15 protein-coding genes, 1 pseudogene and 1 CRISPR repeat array are annotated in these 16,243 nt (G+C 66.8%); of the genes and pseudogenes, 8 read left to right on the top strand and 8 right to left on the bottom strand.

Features of this window, described 5'->3' with window-relative positions:
- The first annotated feature begins 2 nt into the window (after positions 1 to 2).
- The 5 genes from cas7e to cas2e are packed head-to-tail and all read left to right on the top strand — an operon-like array spanning position 3 to position 3,826.
- The gene (cas7e, locus tag ON19_RS36260; RefSeq protein ID WP_043703565.1) at positions 3 to 1,121 is read left to right on the top strand and encodes a type I-E CRISPR-associated protein Cas7/Cse4/CasC; all 1,119 of its coding nucleotides are present in this window, start codon (positions 3 to 5) and stop codon (positions 1,119 to 1,121) included.
- Positions 1,118 to 1,825 carry a type I-E CRISPR-associated protein Cas5/CasD gene (gene cas5e, locus ON19_RS36255; RefSeq protein ID WP_043703563.1) on the top strand — a complete coding sequence of 236 codons (708 nt, stop codon included), beginning with the start codon at positions 1,118 to 1,120 and terminating at the stop codon, positions 1,823 to 1,825. Before cas7e ends, cas5e begins: the two co-directional genes overlap by 4 nt.
- Positions 1,825 to 2,508 carry a type I-E CRISPR-associated protein Cas6/Cse3/CasE gene (gene cas6e, locus ON19_RS36250; protein ID WP_043703561.1) on the top strand — a complete coding sequence of 228 codons (684 nt, stop codon included), beginning with the start codon at positions 1,825 to 1,827 and terminating at the stop codon, positions 2,506 to 2,508. The genes cas5e and cas6e overlap by 1 nt, the downstream gene beginning before the upstream one ends.
- Positions 2,505 to 3,455, top strand: coding sequence for a type I-E CRISPR-associated endonuclease Cas1e (gene cas1e / locus ON19_RS36245; protein WP_043703558.1), 951 nt, complete (start codon positions 2,505 to 2,507; stop codon positions 3,453 to 3,455). The genes cas6e and cas1e overlap by 4 nt, the downstream gene beginning before the upstream one ends.
- Positions 3,449 to 3,826, top strand: coding sequence for a type I-E CRISPR-associated endoribonuclease Cas2e (gene cas2e / locus ON19_RS36240; protein WP_043703557.1), 378 nt, complete (start codon positions 3,449 to 3,451; stop codon positions 3,824 to 3,826). Before cas1e ends, cas2e begins: the two co-directional genes overlap by 7 nt.
- A gap of 40 nt (positions 3,827 to 3,866) precedes the next feature.
- Positions 3,867 to 4,445: direct repeats of the CRISPR family, unit length 29 nt; unit sequence GTGCTCCCCGCGCCCGCGGGGATGAGCCC.
- Positions 4,446 to 5,710: 1,265 nt separating this feature from the next.
- Here the strand turns inward: cas2e and ON19_RS36235 are convergent.
- From ON19_RS36235 to ON19_RS36210, 6 genes are all read right to left on the bottom strand, one after another.
- Positions 5,711 to 7,333, bottom strand: a complete 1,623-nt coding sequence (locus ON19_RS36235) for an nSTAND1 domain-containing NTPase (RefSeq protein WP_043703555.1) — start codon at positions 7,331 to 7,333, stop codon at positions 5,711 to 5,713.
- Positions 7,334 to 7,520: 187 nt separating this feature from the next.
- Complete coding sequence (locus ON19_RS39560; RefSeq protein ID WP_051169682.1) at positions 7,521 to 8,921, bottom strand: cytochrome P450; 1,401 nt, start codon at positions 8,919 to 8,921, stop codon at positions 7,521 to 7,523.
- Positions 8,922 to 9,215: 294 nt separating this feature from the next.
- The gene (locus ON19_RS36225) at positions 9,216 to 10,208 is read right to left on the bottom strand and encodes a small ribosomal subunit Rsm22 family protein (protein WP_043703553.1); all 993 of its coding nucleotides are present in this window, start codon (positions 10,206 to 10,208) and stop codon (positions 9,216 to 9,218) included.
- A 253-nt stretch (positions 10,209 to 10,461) separates the two neighbouring features.
- Complete coding sequence (locus ON19_RS36220; protein ID WP_043703551.1) at positions 10,462 to 10,884, bottom strand: PPOX class F420-dependent oxidoreductase; 423 nt, start codon at positions 10,882 to 10,884, stop codon at positions 10,462 to 10,464.
- 152 nt (positions 10,885 to 11,036) lie between these two features.
- The gene (locus ON19_RS36215; RefSeq protein ID WP_157230028.1) at positions 11,037 to 11,492 is read right to left on the bottom strand and encodes a hypothetical protein; all 456 of its coding nucleotides are present in this window, start codon (positions 11,490 to 11,492) and stop codon (positions 11,037 to 11,039) included.
- 355 nt (positions 11,493 to 11,847) lie between these two features.
- A complete protein-coding gene (locus tag ON19_RS36210) occupies positions 11,848 to 12,900 on the bottom strand; it encodes an alpha/beta fold hydrolase (RefSeq protein WP_043703547.1) in 1,053 nt (350 codons plus the stop codon).
- Between the two features lie 189 nt (positions 12,901 to 13,089).
- Here ON19_RS36210 and ON19_RS36205 point away from each other — a divergent pair, with 189 nt between their 5' ends.
- Genes ON19_RS36205 through ON19_RS36195 form a run of 3 tightly spaced genes read left to right on the top strand, consistent with a single transcriptional unit; the run spans position 13,090 to position 14,183 of the window.
- Positions 13,090 to 13,461, top strand: a complete 372-nt coding sequence (locus ON19_RS36205) for a glyoxalase superfamily protein (protein ID WP_043703795.1) — start codon at positions 13,090 to 13,092, stop codon at positions 13,459 to 13,461.
- Positions 13,462 to 13,511: 50 nt separating this feature from the next.
- Complete coding sequence (locus ON19_RS36200) at positions 13,512 to 13,970, top strand: DUF2752 domain-containing protein (RefSeq protein WP_051169681.1); 459 nt, start codon at positions 13,512 to 13,514, stop codon at positions 13,968 to 13,970.
- Positions 13,971 to 13,997: 27 nt separating this feature from the next.
- Positions 13,998 to 14,183: a hypothetical protein gene (locus tag ON19_RS36195; protein WP_043703544.1), complete on the top strand. Its 186-nt coding sequence runs from the start codon at positions 13,998 to 14,000 to the stop codon at positions 14,181 to 14,183.
- Here ON19_RS36195 and ON19_RS36190 read toward each other — a convergent pair whose 3' ends face one another.
- Both ON19_RS36190 and ON19_RS36185 read right to left on the bottom strand, forming a co-directional pair.
- Positions 14,184 to 15,530, bottom strand: coding sequence for a M1 family metallopeptidase (locus ON19_RS36190; protein WP_083899936.1), 1,347 nt, complete (start codon positions 15,528 to 15,530; stop codon positions 14,184 to 14,186).
- A pseudogene (locus ON19_RS36185) lies at positions 15,530 to 16,243 on the bottom strand (amino acid adenylation protein); the annotation flags it as partial. The gene ON19_RS36190 and the pseudogene ON19_RS36185, both read right to left, overlap by 1 nt.

Here is a 16,243-nt window from a genome sequence, read left to right as displayed (position 1 = left end):
GAATGTTCATCGACGTCCACGTCCTGCAGACCGTGCCGCCGAGCAACATCAACCGAGATGACACCGGTAGCCCCAAAACCGCCGTCTACGGCGGCGTACGCCGAGCACGGGTGTCCAGCCAGGCATGGAAACGCGCCACCCGCACCGAGTTCCGGGAACTCATCGACCCGGCGAGTTTGGGTGTGCGCACCAAGCGCGTCGTCGAACTTCTCGCCGAACGCATCGGAAGCGCCATCCCAGACCCCGACGCCCGGCTCGCGGCAGCCGCCCAGGTACTCAAAGACGCCGGAATCGTCCTGGATAAGCCGAAGAAACGCAAGGACAAAGACGACGCCGAAGACCTGGTGGAGCAGTCGAAGTATCTGCTGTTTTTGAGCGCCACCCAGATTGATCGGCTCGCGCAACTGGCCATCGCGGCTGCTGGCGGCACCAAGATCGACAAGAGCGCTGCCAAGGCCGCGGCCAACGGCGCCGACAGTATCGATGTGGCGCTGTTCGGCCGGATGGTCGCAGACTCAGCTGACCTGAACGTCGACGCTGCGGCGCAAGTCGCGCATGCCATCAGCGTCCATGCGGTGAACAATGAATTCGACTACTACACCGCCGTCGACGATCGTGCTCCGGAGGACAACGCCGGCGCGGGAATGATCGGCGTGGTCGAGTTCAACTCCTCCACCCTCTACCGCTACGCCACCGTGAACGTCGCGCTGCTCGAGGAGAACCTGGGTGACCGGGCCGCCACCGTCCACGCCATCGAAACGTTCTTGAAAGCGTTCGTGCGCAGCATGCCCAGCGGCAAACAGAACACCTTCGCCAACCGCACCCTGCCCGACGTCGTCGTGTTCAGCGTGCGCACCGACCAGCCGGTCAACCTGGTCACGGCGTTCGAGGAACCGGTCGAAGCTATCGGCGCGGCGCGCGCGACCACTGCCGCCAAAGCCCTGGTCACCCGCTATAGCGCGATCGAGTCCGCGTTCGGTGACGGTGCAACAACGAATTTCGTAGTTACCACTGGCGACGGTGCCGATGCACTCGGTGAGATCGCCACACCGGTGTCCTTCGCCGCTGCCGTTGCCGGCGTGACCGAGCGTGTGCGCACAGCCTTGGGTGTCTCGTCGTGACGGTGCTGTTGATGCGGTTGGCCGCGCCCTTGCAGTCATGGGGGGTGGCCAGCCGGTTCGCGCGCCGGGAAACACAGCAGTACCCGTCCAAAAGCGGAATCCTCGGTCTCATCGCCGCCGCTCAGGGACGCCGCAGAACCGACCCCATCGAGGAAGCACTGCAGGGGCTGGCGTTCGGAGTACGTATCGACCAGCCGGGTCGGCTGGTGCGTGACTTCCAAGTCGCACTCAGTATCGACAAGCGGCAGCAGTTCCCGTTGTCGCAGCGCTACTACCTGGCCGACGCGGTCTTTCTGGCTGCTATCCAGGGCGAACGCCAACTCATCGAAGGTATCCGCGAAGCACTGCGCCGCCCGGAGTTCCCGCTGTATCTGGGGCGTCGCTCTTGTCCGGTCACCGAACCGCTCGTCGTAGGCGATCCGGTGGATCAGTCTCTCGACAAGGCGCTGCACGACACCGATTGGCAAGCCGCGCGATGGTATCGGCGCAGTCAGCACACGCGGGTGCGGTTGCCGGTCTACCGGGACCTTCTGGATGGCGATCCCGACGGGCAACTTCGTGAACGGGTCCGCGATATGCCGCTGAGCTTCGATCCCGTTCGCCGCGAATACGGATGGCGGACGGTCGTGGAGGACTTCACCACCGTGCCCAACCCGGACGGCCGTAACGGCCATCAGCCGCTGGCGGCCTTGGGAGGGGAATGATGTTTCTGTCACGTGTGCCGCTCAACCCGGCACGAGCGGGCACCAGAAAGTTCCTGTCCTCTCCCCAGGTCAGCCATGCTGCCGTGCTGGCGGCTTTTCCTCCCGAACGTTTGGCGCGGCCGAGCGACGGATCCGGCCGAGTGTTGTGGCGCATCGACCGCCGGGACACCGACATCGACTTGTACGTGGTCGGCCCACACGAACCGGATTTCACCCACGTGGTCGAACAAGCCGGATGGCCGACTACCACCGCTTGGGCTACCCGTAAATACACCCCGTTACTCGATAGCCTCACCGAAGGACAGCAGTGGCATTTCCGGTTGACCGCCAACCCTATCCGCTCGGCTATGGACCGGGCCGTCGACGGGCCGCTCACTCGTGGCAAACCGACCGGGCTGACCGCAGGTGACCAAATATCCTGGCTGCAAACGAAAGCCGACAACAACGGTTTCCGGCTCGGTATCTGCCGAAGCCCGCAGGGCGACATCCCTGATGCGACGATCACGCAGCGATCGACCCTGCGTTTCCGGCGCGGCTCCGCGAACATCACGCTGTCCACGGCCACCTACGAGGGCATCCTCGTGGTCACTGATGCACAGAAGCTACGCGCCGCATTGATCAACGGAATCGGCCGAGCGAAAGGATACGGCTGCGGCCTGCTGACACTCGCTCCCCTCGGATGACCGACCAGCCCGCCAGCCGCCCGATCCGCATCGGTGAGCTGGTCCGCGCCCGCGACCGGCTCTCGTTCATCTACCTCGAACGCGCCACCGTGCACCGCGACGGCAACGCTGTCACCGCCACCGACGAACGCGGCGTCGTTCACATTCCCGCAGCCACGATCGGCGCGCTGTTGCTCGGGCCGGGAACGCGGGTGACTCATCAGGCGATGATGCTGCTGGCCGAGAGCGGATCGACAGCGGTCTGGGTCGGTGAACGCGGCGTGCGCTACTACGCGCACGGTCGTAGCCTGGCCAGAAGCTCACGCCTGCTGGAAGCGCAGGCCGCCGCTGTCACCAACCAAACCACCAGACTGCGCGTCGCGCGGGCGATGTACGAGATGCGGTTTCCCGGAGAGGACGTCGCCGGGTTGACTATGCAGCAGCTGCGTGGACGCGAGGGTGCACGCATCCGCCGCCTCTACCGACTGCATGCCGAGCGCACCGGCGTGACGTGGAACCGACGCGACTACGACCCCACCGATTTCGACGCGGGCGACGCCGTCAACCAAGCCCTCTCATCGGCCACCACCTGCTTATACGGAATAGTGCACGCGGTCATCGTTGCGCTCGGCTGCGCACCCGGGCTCGGATTCGTTCACACCGGACACGAGCGTTCTTTCGTGTTCGGCCTCGCCGATCTCTATAAAGCCGAATTCGCTATTCCCGCAGCGTTCGACGCCGCAGCCGAAGGCGGTGACGACGTTCCCGCAGCAACTCGCCGGGCAGTCCGGGACGCGGTGCACTCCGGGCGCTTGCTCGAACGCTGCTGCAGCGACATCTACGCGCTTCTCCTGCCCGCGGAGCCAGACGGTGCCGCAGAGTGGGACACAGACATTGTCGAGTTGTGGGATCGCAAAGGCAATGTGGCAGGAGGTATCTCCTACGGCGACGAGGACCTGCCGTGGTAGTTCTCGTGCTCAGCGCTTGCCCCGCCGGCCTGCGTGGCCACCTCACCCGCTGGTTCCTCGAAATCAGCCCCGGCGTATTCGTCGGCATCGCCAGCGCACGAGTACGGGAGCTTGCCTGGCAACGCGTCGTGGAACTCTCCAAAGACGGCCGCGCCATCATGATCCACTCCACCAGAGGTGAACAGCGACTCGCCTTCAAAGTCCACCACCACGACTGGCAACCCACCGACTTCGACGGCATCCACCTCATGCGCCGACCACACACCAGCGACGTCAAGCCGGGAGGAGCCCGCGCCGGATGGAGTAAAGCCAGCCGCTACCACCGGGCGGCCAAGAAGCGCACCCTCGACCCGCCGCGCGAAAGTGAATGAAAATCGAGAGGGCTGCCGAAGAACCTGCAGGTCAGGAAGTGTGCTCCCCGCGCCCGCGGGGATGAGCCCTCGGAGAGCTTTCCGGAGTCTCAGCGGCATACGTGCTCCCCGCGCCCGCGGGGATGAGCCCAGATAACGAACAATGGTGCGGGCGTACCGTAGAGTGCTCCCCGCGCCCGCGGGGATGAGCCCTCGTATCACAGACGTCTGACATCAAATCGAGCGTGCTCCCCGCGCCCGCGGGGATGAGCCCATGAGCCACTCCGCGAACGCCGCCGACAAGCGGTGCTCCCCGCGCCCGCGGGGATGAGCCCCCGGAAAATCGTCGATCGTCGAATCGGCACATGTGCTCCCCGCGCCCGCGGGGATGAGCCCTCCTCATCCGAGCCCGCGCCCGGAAGCGCCGAGTGCTCCCCGCGCCCGCGGGGATGAGCCCACGGATTTGCCGAATCCTGGTGTGCCGTAAACGTGCTCCCCGCGCCCGCGGGGATGAGCCCCAGGCTCGCGCTTGCGGATCGAATTTCTCGGCGTCCTCCCCGCGCGCGCGGGGATGAGCCCTTGCGAGGGGTGGCAGATGACCATCCCGTTCAGTGTTCCCCGCGCCCGCGGGGATGAGCCCGTGCGGTGATCGATGCGCCGCAGCCAGACGGGGTGCTCCCCGCCCGCGGGGATGAGCCGGACTCGGCGTGACCGGCGCGACGACCACGCCGGTGCTCCCCGCGCCCGCGGGGATGAGCCCCGCGACATAGAACAGCCGGCCCGGCCGACGAGTGCTCCCCGCGCCCGCGGGGATGAGCCCTGCGCCCAGGTGGAGCACCCGGCGGGAAATCCGTGCTCCCCGCGTACGCGGGGATGAGCCCAGGCCCAGCGCCCGGATACCGACCTCACCAAATGCTCCCCGCACCTGCGGGGAGTAGCCCATGTCGCGGTCCGTGCCGCGGGATCACAGGTGATGACGCCGTCATCACCTGTCAGTGTGATGCACCTGTTTTGGCTGGTGATGACCATGTCATCAGCTGAGTGGTACATTCCATATTGAAATGTAGCGACACGTCGTGAAACGGCAGTTGAGCGGCGGCGATGTAGCAAGGCCAGCTTCTTGACCAGGCCTTTTGCGCCAAGGCGGCCGAGGGTTCGATTCCCCCAGGCGGCTCCACGTAAAGCCAGGTCACCCGTGGTTTCAGTATCCTGGAACCGCCTCGTTCTCATCTCTGTGGGTCATCACCCTGCTCGATGCGAGTGTCTTCCGGCAACCGGATGAGGTGTTTACGAGCCTTTTGCTCGGCGGCCTCGGCGGCCGCCTCCCAATGAGTGCTGGTGCGCGGTCTGCAGCAGCATCGCGAACAGAACATCTGCCAGCTCCGGGGGCACCCGGCGGCGCCGCGGCGGCAGTGCCCGCTCGCTGGGCACGCTCGACAGAGTCGGCGACCTCTTCGAACATCTCGCCGCAGATCCGCGCCCAGAACTCTCGGAGATCGGCATTCGACTCCACGCACCCGTATCGCGCGCAATGCCGGCCCCGCCTCGCGCTATCGGCGCGAGATAGCCCGCGATCGCCGCCCTGAGATAACCCACCCACCCTCGGCATCGGTTGCGAAATTTCCGAGGGCGGCCCTTCTCCCTCCACAGCTGATGCACCCCGCTTCTTGTTCATCGTGTGTCTCTCGTCGAACCGCAGTGCCGCCCACGCACGACGGAACCCGCGACACCCGCAACCCGGCATACGGATCGTCCGGGGTCTGCGCCACCGGCAACCGTCTGTACGTGCTTGCATCCGGCCATGTCGCTCAGTGTCCCGCCCCGCCCTTCACCAGGGCCAACGAACTCGAGTACCGGACTTGACTCATTAGGCGGGACGGGCCAGGAGAGCCGAGATGGGAGCAGTTATGCGGTCATGGGCGAGTGTGTGTTGTCGAGTCCGACGTCGGCGGTGAGCGCGGGGGTGTCGTATCGAGCACTGCTTCGGAGGTAGGCGACGATGGTTGCGGCGGCATCTCGCTCGAATCTGATCGAAGCGTCCAGGAACTCGGTTGCGACGGTGGCCAGGGTCGGGTCGGCGTGGCGCAGAGCGGTCACCAGTCGGGCGCCGCGGTACAGGAGTGCTGGATCGCGGTCGGCCGATTGCCATTCGGCAGCGTCGAATTCGGTTCGCCTGCGCCAGATGAGTGCGGTTCTCTCCTCGGAGATCCAGGTGCTGAGCCTGCGCCAGGTGAGTAGCAGGTCGTGCGCGAGATGGGCGGATCGGTCATCGACGGTGATGATCCGGGATCGGGTCAATCGTGCGACGAGCTGCGCGCCCGATGGCGTCCTGGTGGCGACACGGCCCAACTCGGTGTGCGGTAGGAAACGGCGCACAACGCTGCCGTCGGTGTGCACGGTGACGAGATGGAGCAGCAATTGCCGCGAGTCGGTTTTCTCCTGGTCGGAGAGCATGTCCCAGGCTGTTTCGGCCATGCGTTCCACGATCCCCGCTACGCCCCCGATCCTGGCGAGTCCTGCCACGGTCAGCGCGTTCTTCTCGCGGGTCGACCAGAGTGCACGCAAGGTCATCGACAAGAGCGGCACCGCGCCGGGCTCGGCGAATCCGCGGTGCGTGTGGTGCGGCGAGAGCCGGTCGATCAGCGTGGATTGCAATAGCTCGGTCACACCTGGCTGGACAGTAACGCCTCGAGTACGTGCGGGTTCGGTGATCACCGAAGCGATCTCGCGGGGATCCAGCGAACCCAAGGTGAGGCTGTTGCGCTCGACTGCCTCGGCCAGATCCGGATGACCGGTGCACGCCGCAACAGCATCCGCACGTACGGCGAAGAGGATCTGCGCGAACTCCGCGATCTTCTTCAACGCGGCGAGGAAACGAGGGATCTGTTGCGGATCGGAGCGATCGGTGAACAGCTCCTCGAATTGATCGATGATGATCAGCAGGCGGCCGTTTCGGTTCGGTTTCACACGCTCGGGTAGCGCGTCGAGACCATGATTGGCGTTCCCCAATCCGGCGGCTTCGATCAATGATCGAACAGGATTCGGGCCGGGGTTGAGCATCACGGTCTGCCGAGTCGGAGCCGTCGACTGCAGCGCAGGCAGCAAGCCTGCCCGCAGCAGCGACGTCTTGCCGACCCCGGAGGCACCGACAAGTGCGATGTACTTGCCTGGACCGTGCACCAGCCGGGCCAACTCGTCCACCGCACGCGCCCGCCCCGCAAGAGGCGTCGCCGAGGAAAGATACGGGTCGATGCCGGGATAGGGGACAGCTTCGCTCGTCCCGGTTTGTTCGGTGACCGGCGATCGTGCCATCGACCACAGCGCCCGCCAGCTCGGCATGCTCAGCAGTTCGACGGATACGCCCGTTCTGCGCCGTGCCCGCCTGCCGAGTTCGACCAGGACGGGAGCCAGGGTCTCGAATCGCGCGGGAACATTGCGCCCGGCCTTCCAGTCGCTTATCCGCTGCGCCGAGACGGTGACCGGGCGTGCGGTCTCCGGAGCCTCCTGAGCACGCCGCTGTGCCCGCATCGCTACGCTACGCAGCGACGGATTGCCCGCTGCGTCGTACAGAGCCGCGAACTTGCGCGCGAACTGCTCGCGCGCAATGTGTGCGCCACTGCCTCCATGAAAGTGAACTGCTGGTCTCGCGCTCAATGCCGCCCCCGGTTTGGCTCACGCGGGCACCTGGTTCCACCCCCGTGCCCGACTTTTGTTTCTACAGCGTTGGACGAGGCGACGGCCCCGTCGGTTCCCTTCTTCTCAGAGTTCTATCAACGAATCGGGAAACGTGCCGACTTACCGGCTCAGCGGCGGCGTTTTCGTGGCCCATGCCTGCGACCGCGATGGTCGGCGGGATATCGCCGGGCTGCAGCAGTGTGGCGAACTGCGAGGTGACCTGTGCGAGCCGAGGTAGGTGGAGGTTTCCGGCGGTCGTGATGTGCCGTGCCGCGAGGACCATCTCGACGGTGGCGAGATGGGATCCGGGGCAGATGCGCGTGCCCGAGCCGAATGGGATGTAGGCGTGCTTGCGGGGTGCGCCGACTCCGCTGGCCCATCGATCGGGGTCGAAGTGTTCCGGCTCGGTCCAGTACCGATGGTCACGGTGCAGCAGATATGGGCACATGATCACTTCGTGACCCGGTTTCATGCGGTAACCCGCCAGCTCCGTCGTCCGAACGGCGGTCCGCGAGAGGATCCATTGCGGAGGATGCAGGCGCAGCGTCTCGCGGATCACCGAGATCGTGTAGGCGGCCTCGGCCGACAGGCCGGCGGCGGTCAACCGGCTACGACCGAGTTCGGCGGTGACCCGCTCTCGGATCTCCGGGTGGTCGGCCAGACGAAGAAGTAGCCACGACAGCGCGACCCCGGGGACGCCGGGCGCGGCGAACATCGACATCCGCACAACCGCGAGGATCTGGTCCTTCGACCGCGGTTCGGCATCGTGGAGGAGGACATCGAGGAGATCGCGCGGCACGGCGGGCCGGGGTGCGCTCGCGCGCAGCTCGATACACTCGGCGAGCAGCTCCACAAGTCTCCGGTTGGCTGAATCCGCGGCGGCCGCAGCAGGTCTGGGGAGCCAGCGCACCCGGGCCTCGGCCCGATCGATCGCGGAGTAGGAGCTGGCGAACAGGTCCTTGGCCGCAGCATGTATGTCGCTGATCAAATCCTGTGTTCTGGCATCGCCACCGAGGCAGAAGTCGGCGATTCCCCGCCCGCAGAGATCGCGGCATGTTTCGACGAGCCCGGTCCCCAGGCTGTTCAGATCATCTGGGAGTAGCCATTGCGGTGATCTGGCGATGTGAGCGTCGACGATGTCGTCGCGGAAGCCGCGCCACAGTTCACGCCGGACCTGCATCCAAGCGGGGAGCCGGGCCAGTCGCGTCCTGCGGCCTCGTGCTCCGGCGATGCCACCCGAATCGATGACGAAGTTCGTATTGGTTTCCGCAAGTACGCGGTGCACGGTGTCCGGTTCGAATACCGCGACGATTCCTCGGGCGAGCCGTGCCCCGTCCCCCTCGGTGGGCTGAACCCGCTGCAGCCAGGTCAGCGGGTCTCGCTGATATTCCGCGAGATCTCCGACGAACCCGCCGATCCCGATCAGTTTACGGGCGGCCATTGATCGCACGTGTAGTACAGGTAGGCCCGGGCGACCCGGGCTCGGGTGAAACGCCGTAACCAAGCAGCAGCGAAATCGCGCATATCGTGAACCGTCCATTCGGTAGGGTGGTCGACCGGTACCCCGGCAGAATGGCACGAGTGGGATGGTCGTTCAATGATCCGCTGACCGGCTCAGTGGGTTGGCGCAGGCCAGTTGTGTCGGAAATTCGTCCGGTCCGGACACGGCGAGCGTCACGCCGAGTAGCACGCGGCGCTGCCGGGATCATCCCGGACTTTCAACAGGCCGCGAGGGTCAATTCACCGCCGGGCGGGATGGCGGCCAGGCGTCGCCCCATTCCACGTTCCTCGCACCGCGGTATGCCTCGCCCTGTCGCTTCGAGACGAGGGTTTGCAGTACGCCGTCGTCCGGCGTGCAGACCTGCATGGTGACCAGACCCTTGCGTTTGAGTGGATGCCGCAGGATTCGACCCGGCGTGGGCTCGTACGCGGTCCGGGACGCGATGACATAGGAGAACTTCTCGTCTTCATGGCCGAGTTCGCCGCCCTTCAACCGCCTATGGAGGGAGGTCCGGTTGATCCGCGTGCTGAAATGGCACCAGTCCGTGCCGGCGGCAAACGGGCAAGCGTGCTGGTGCGGGCAGGGGGCCACGACGGTCATGCCGGCATCGATCAAGACGTCGCGGGCGGCCAGGATCCTGCGGTGGCCGTCGGGTGTTCCCGGCTCGATGACGGTCACAACTTCCGCCCCCTCGGCCGACCGGGTGACCAAGGCGGCTTGCTCTGGCTCGGACAGCTCGCTCAGTACATAGGAGATCGTGACGAGGTCGGCTCCGCCGAATACTTCCCGCTCGGCGAACGAGGTCCGCCGCCACACGGCAGAACGCAACGCCGCGGCTTCGGCGCCATCCGCAAGCCTGCGCCCGAGCTGCAGAGCCTCGTCCACCTGGTCGAGTACGGTCGCCTCGGCCAAAGAGGGAAACAGTTCGGTTGCGGCCCACAGCGCCGCGCCGGTACCCCCGCCGACGTCGAGCAGTGTCTCGGGTCGGAAACCGGGCGCCTGCTCGGCGAACCGCTCGAGCGCAGTGCGCACGGCCGCCCAGGTTGCGGGCATGCGGTAGGCGGCGTACGCGGTGACGTCGGCGGTCGATGCGAGAATCGGCGCCGAGGCCGGGTGCGGATCCCGATAGCGCGAGATCAGCCGGTCGACCGAGTCGGCAAGTTGCCGCTGAGGAACGCCCGCGCATGCCCGGTCGAGGGCCTCGACGAGTTCGGCGGGCAGCTCCACCCCGGAAAGCTCCTCTGTGTGACGACTGGGCCGTCATTCTGTCATGGTGGCTCGCGCCCATTGGTCAGCGGTGACCAGCGATCCCGAGCGGGGGTTGCCAGGGTGGCGAGATCACAGCGGGGGACACAGCCGCCTCTTGCTGGGTTCCGACACGTCGGAGCAAGCGGGCATGACAGCTGACGACCGACCGTGGCCGAGTGGCCTGCGGGCGAGACGGCACGGTGGATCGGTTCAGCTGATCGGCATTCGCCGCTCAGGAGGCCCAGGGGCCGATGCCGCCGACTTTCTCGATGCGGATGCGGGTGAGGTACCCCGGCGGGGCGTCTGCCGGGGGGAACTGGACGTTCGGGCTGGTCAGAGTCTTGGCGAGTTCGCGGAGTAGCTCGGGTGCGCCGCCCTCGACGACGCGGGCGGTGCCGGTGACCGAAAGGTATGGGCGCATCACCTCACCGCGTTCCTGGGACAGGATGGTCACGGCGACGCGCGGGTCGCGGCGGACATTGCGGATCTTCTGGTAGACGCCCAGGTGGGCGGTGACGAGTTCGTCGCCGTCGGGCGTTGATTGCAAGGCCACCCAGACAACCGATACCTGCGGGCTGCCGTCCGGGTTGATGGTCACCAGCGTCGCGTCCGCGCCGGAACCGATGAGTGCGCGAGCGTCGTCGTCGAGTCTCATGTGCTGTTCTACCGCCCGGCTCGCGCTTTCATTCCCGCGGTGGTTCCGGTGCGCGAACGCGGACGTCGTAGTCCCGCCGGTGGTATCGCGGGCTGCTCAGAGATCGAAAACGCAGCCGCGCGGTGACCGGGCGAAACAGTCGGCGCATCGGCCTACGTGACGACGAACACTCCCTTCCCGGGAACGTGCGGGAAGTTGGTCGCGATCAAGACTTCCACGCGGCCGAGACCGGAGGGAATGGCGAGCGGTACCCACACATCCGCGACGTTCTCCTCGGCCGGTGTGTCGTCGTCGAGCCAGATCGAGGGGAGGGTGCCCAGCTCGCCGGTATCGGAGTTCCGCCATGACACCGTGACCTCCACACCGCAGGAGCCGCCCGGGCGGTCGGGGGTGAAGACGAACTCCGGACGGATCCAGAGCGCCGGGTCGCCGGAGTAGGTGCGGTCGGGGTCGTAGAAGGCGGCGATCATGCCGATGCCGGTACCGCCTCCGCCGCAGAGGGTTCGCGCCGGGGGGACGCCGAGAGGTAGCGCGGATGCGGACGGGGTGGTCACGGCAAGTGCGCCGATGGCCAGAGCCAGCACCGCCACACCACGACAGACATTCACCGCTGCTCCCTTCGTCGGAACCCGAAACTGTCTGTCTGCTGTGTCGACGTGAGTTCGCTGAGCGTTAACGGTTATGCGCAAATGGGGAGCTGAGCGGCGGGGATCGGAGCTACTGCCGCTGGAGATGCGTGGTGGGAGACGGTGCTTCTTCGAACAGGCGTCGACGCAGTATCTGGACGGCAAACAGAATAGACGCGACTGGGGAGGAGATGAGGTAGCCGCGCCCTCCGCTCGAAGGCAGGTGAGAAGAGGGTGGGTCGCCGAGGTGGTGCGGCCGGAACGGCCCTAACCGACGCGCAGACAGTTACTCCTGGACCGAGCGCCGTTGACCGGCCCAGGAGAACGTCCTCCGGGGTCAGCCGGCGACTGCGGAGCGCAGATGGGCGCGCTCGGCGATAGCGGCCAATTCCGCGTTGAAGCGGTCGGCGGCTTCGATATTGCCCAGGTGGCCGGTGGGCCATACGTGGTACGCGGCCAAGTGGCCGGTTTCGGCGAGCGCGTCGGCGATGCGGCGCGACATGCGCTCGGGCAGCAAGCGGTCGTGCGCGCCCGCTATCACCGTGGTGGGCACGGTGAGGGATGCGGCGGCTTCGGCGAGGTCCATGTCGGCGAGGGCGGCGGCGTGCCTGCCGCGTGTGAGCGGCCGGCACGACCGCACGATGCCCAGCGCGAATTCCACCTGGTCCGCTGTGGCGTGCGGCGTCATCACGCGCGCCTTGAGCAGGGCGCCGGCGGGCCAGCCGCCCGGCAGCGGGACCGGGGCGGTGAGCAGCGTCTCCGCGACGATCATCGGCAGGCGCACGGTGGCGCCGAGCACGGTGATCGGCCGGTCCGCCAAAGTCAGCGGCTTGTTCAGCAGCGGAAGCAGATCGGTGTCGTAGCGGATGTTGCCCGAGGAGCTGTTCAACAGGACGGCAGCGGCGGCCTGCTTGCGGACCTGCTCCGGATAGCGAGCGGCCCACGCCTGCACGGTGATCCCGCCCATGCTGTGGCCGACCAGTACGGCGCGCTGTCCTGGGCGCAGCGTCGCGTTCAGGACCACGGAGAGATCGTCGGCCAGCGAGTCCTTGCTGGGCGCCGCCTTACCGATTTCGCTGGCGCCGTGGCCGCGCTGGTCGTAGCAGACCACGCGATACCGGTCGGCGAACGCGTTGATCTGCGGGTTCCAGTACTCGATGCTGCAGCTCCAGCCGTGGATCAGGACGATGACGTCGCCCTCGGCGGGACCGTACGCGTGTACTCGGAGGCGAGCGCCGTCCTTGGTGGTGACGGGGATGACCGCGTGGCGGGCGGTCGGTGCGTTCAACGACGCGGTCTGAAAGGTGCGGGACCGCAGTCCGGCACGGTATTCGGCGGTCAGCGCACCGTTGTACGCGTCCGCCAGCGTCCTCATCGACTTCACCAGCATCGAGCACTCCTTTGTGTCCACCGTCACCGTACAGTGCAAGCAGAGTGCTTGCTAGTGCTAGCGCTGTAGGACGGTATTCCTGGTCTATATCGGGGAGTACCCCCGGATTCGCTACGGCAAAAGATCATTTCGGGATGAACATCGTGCGCGATGTAGTGGGCTTGTCGGAGCTCGATGCAGGATCGCGGCATGACCGCCATCCACCTCGCCTCGCCGGTCCCTGTGCTGCGCATGTTCGACGTCGCCCGGGCTTACGAGTTCTACCGGGACTACTTGGGCTTCACGGTCGACTGGGAGCATCGGTTCGGCGCGGAATTCCCGCTCTACGCGCAGGTCTCCCGGGCCGAGGCGACGTTTCATCTCAGCGAGCACCACGGCGACGGCACGCCGGGCAGCGTCGTGTGGATCGCGGTGGGCGACGTGTTCGGCTGGCATGCCGAGTTGGCGGCCAAGAGCTACCGCTATGCCGAGCCCGGTCGTCCGGAAGACGGTCCGGGCGGTCCGGGCTTCGAGCTGGTCGACCCGTCCGGCAACGTGCTCCGCTTCGCCCAGCCGAAGTAGCGCGGCGCTGCTGTGGCGCCCGCGATCGCCGCACGGTTACGGTTGACTTCGTGGAGATCGCGCATAGTGCACCCGGCCCCGCGCCGGACCTGGAGCCCGAGCCGAGGACGGGTTGGCGCGGCATCGGGCTTCCCCTGCTCGTGGCAGGAGTCGGACTGGGCGTCGGCGTGCTGTTGCATCTGCGCGATCCGCACGTCGAAGGCTCCTACGGCACCTGCCCGGTCTACGCGCTGACCGGCTGGTACTGCCCCGGCTGCGGCGGCATGCGGGCCGTGCACAACCTCACCGACGGGCAGATCATCGATGCCCTGCACAGCAACTTGCTCGCGCTTCCGCTGGTCCTCGCGTTCGCGGTATGGGTGACGGACTGGACCATACGGGCGTGGCGTGGTCAGAAGATGCGGTTGCCATCGATCAGCCGGACCACGATGTGGACTTTCTTCACAGTGCTGGCGGTCTACACGGTGCTGCGCAATACGCCGTGGGGAACCTTGTTTACACCGGTGTAACAAAGCGCGACGAGGGCATCCGAAAGTATGAACGATTCGCTGAAGACCAGGGTGCGGCAGAAATTGCTCCGTCAGCTCGGAGAGGACCCGCGGGACGCCGAACACGACGACCCACGGCAGATCGCCGTCGAAACCGATCTGGACGCGCTGGCCAACGTCCCGGAGGACGATCCGCTCGTGGAGGAACTGGCGGCGCGCTATCTCGTGTTCTGATCAGGCGGTCGAGGCGCCGCCGTAGGGCGGCAGCTGCGGTAGTCGCTCGGCGCGCAGCCAGCTGTCCCAGAGGGATCGCAGCGGCACCAGGCTGTAGTGCCCCGCCAGGTCGGTGAATTCCTCGGTGGTCACCGACGCGTGGCGGTAGCGGATCGTCCACTCGCGAAGCAGGTCGAAGAATGCCGAGTCGCCGAGTTCCAGGCGCAGCGCATGCAGGGTCAGCGCGCCGCGCTTGTAGACGCGGTCGTCGAACATGCGCAGTGGTCCCGGATCGCCGACGACGATGTCCTGGGGTTCGCGGGAGAGGTTGTGCCGGGCGGCGCGGGCCAACTGATCGGCGGTGGGTCCGCCCGCCGTCTCCGACCAGATCCATTCGGCGTAACAGGCGAAGCCTTCGTGCAGCCAGATGTCCCGCCACTGCCGGATGGTCAGGCTGTTGCCGAACCACTGGTGCGCCAGTTCGTGCGCGACCAGCCGTTCGGCGCCGCGGCGGCCGTCGCAGTGGTTGGCTCCGAAGATGGAGATGCCCTGTGCCTCGATCGGAATCTCCAGCTCGTCGTCGGTGACGACCACGGTGTAGTCCTCGAACGGGTACGGGCCGAACTTCTCGCTGAAGACCTCCAGCATCTTCGGCTGACGAGCGAAGTCGTAATCGAAGTTGGCGCGCAGCCGCGGTGGCAGGACGGCGTGCATCGGCACCAGAGAGTGCGAAGAACCGACGCGGTGCTTGCGATAGTGGCCGATCTGGATGGTGGCCAGGTAGCTCGACATCGGTTCGGGCTGCTCGTACACCCACGTGGTCTGACTGGCCTTGGTCTGCTTGCGCAGCAGGGTCCCGTTGGCCACCGCGTAGTACGGTGAATCGGTGGTGATCGAAATCCGGTAGCTCGCTTTGGAGCTCGGGTGGTCGTCACAAGGGAACCAGGATGCCGCGCCATTGGGCTGGCTGGCCACGAGCGCCCCTTCGGTGAGTTCCTCCCAGCCCACTTCGCCCCATGGCCCGCGCACCGGTTTCGGCGCGCCGCCGTACTGCACCACCAGCGAGAGCACGCCGCCCGCCGGAATCCGCTGGTTCGGCGCGATCACCAGTTTGCCGTGCTGGTGGGTGAACTTCGCGGCTTTGGCGCCGTTGACCGACACCTTCGTGACGCTCAGCGCCTGGGAGAGGTCGAGCGCGTACCGGGGCCGCACCTCGGTGGTCACCGCGGTGATCACCGCGCGTCCGGCGAGCCGGTTGGCGGCCACCCGGTAGGACAGCTCGAGCTCGTACCGGGAAACGCGATACCCCCGGTTGCCGTTCTGCGGGAGGTAGTCATCGATGGGGGCTTCGTAGAACTTGCCCGCCATCAGCGCGTCCCGGGATCGCCCGTGAACCAGGGCGCGATCGGGTTGCCCCACCAGCGCGTCGAAGCGGGAACCGCGTCACCGCGCATGACCAGGGAGGCCGGGCCGATGGTCGCGCCGTCGCCGAGGCCGGAGGCGGGCAACGCCACGCAGTGCGGCCCGAGGGTGGCGCCAGCGCCGATGGTGACGGTGTCCATGGCCATGATCCGGTCGTGGAACAGGTGGGTCTGCACCACACAGCCCCGTTCCACGGTCGCGCCGTCGCCGAGAGTCACCAGGTCCGCCTCCGGTAGCCAGTAGGACTCGCACCATACCCCGCGGCCGATGTGTGCGCCGAGACCGCGAAGCCAGAGGTTCAGGACGGGCGTCCCGGTCGCCGCACGCGCGAACCACGGCGCGGCAACCGTTTCCACGAAGGTGTCGGAGACCTCGTTGCGCCAGACGAACGAACTCCACAGCGGGTGCTCCCCGGTGCGGATCCGCCCTACCAGCAACCATTTCGCGGCCACCGCGCCCGCTCCCGCGACGGCGCCCGCCGCGAGCAGCACCAGCCCGCTGAGCAGCCCGGCGGCCAGGTGGCCGAAGGTTTGCGCCAGCGCTGCCAGGGTGAACAGCACGCCGAGGCCGATCGCGAAGGTCACCAGGACCGGGAGCAAGCGGCAGGTTTCGACGATGCCGCGCGCGACGCGCAGGCGCGCGGGCGGGTCGAAGGTACG

Origin of the sequence: Nocardia abscessus NBRC 100374 (genome assembly GCF_000308455.1) — a bacterium.
In the GTDB taxonomy this organism is placed as follows: Bacteria; Actinomycetota; Actinomycetes; order Mycobacteriales; family Mycobacteriaceae; genus Nocardia; species Nocardia abscessus.
Note: the sequence above shows the minus strand (reverse complement) of the source record. Positions and strands in the feature narration are given on the sequence as shown.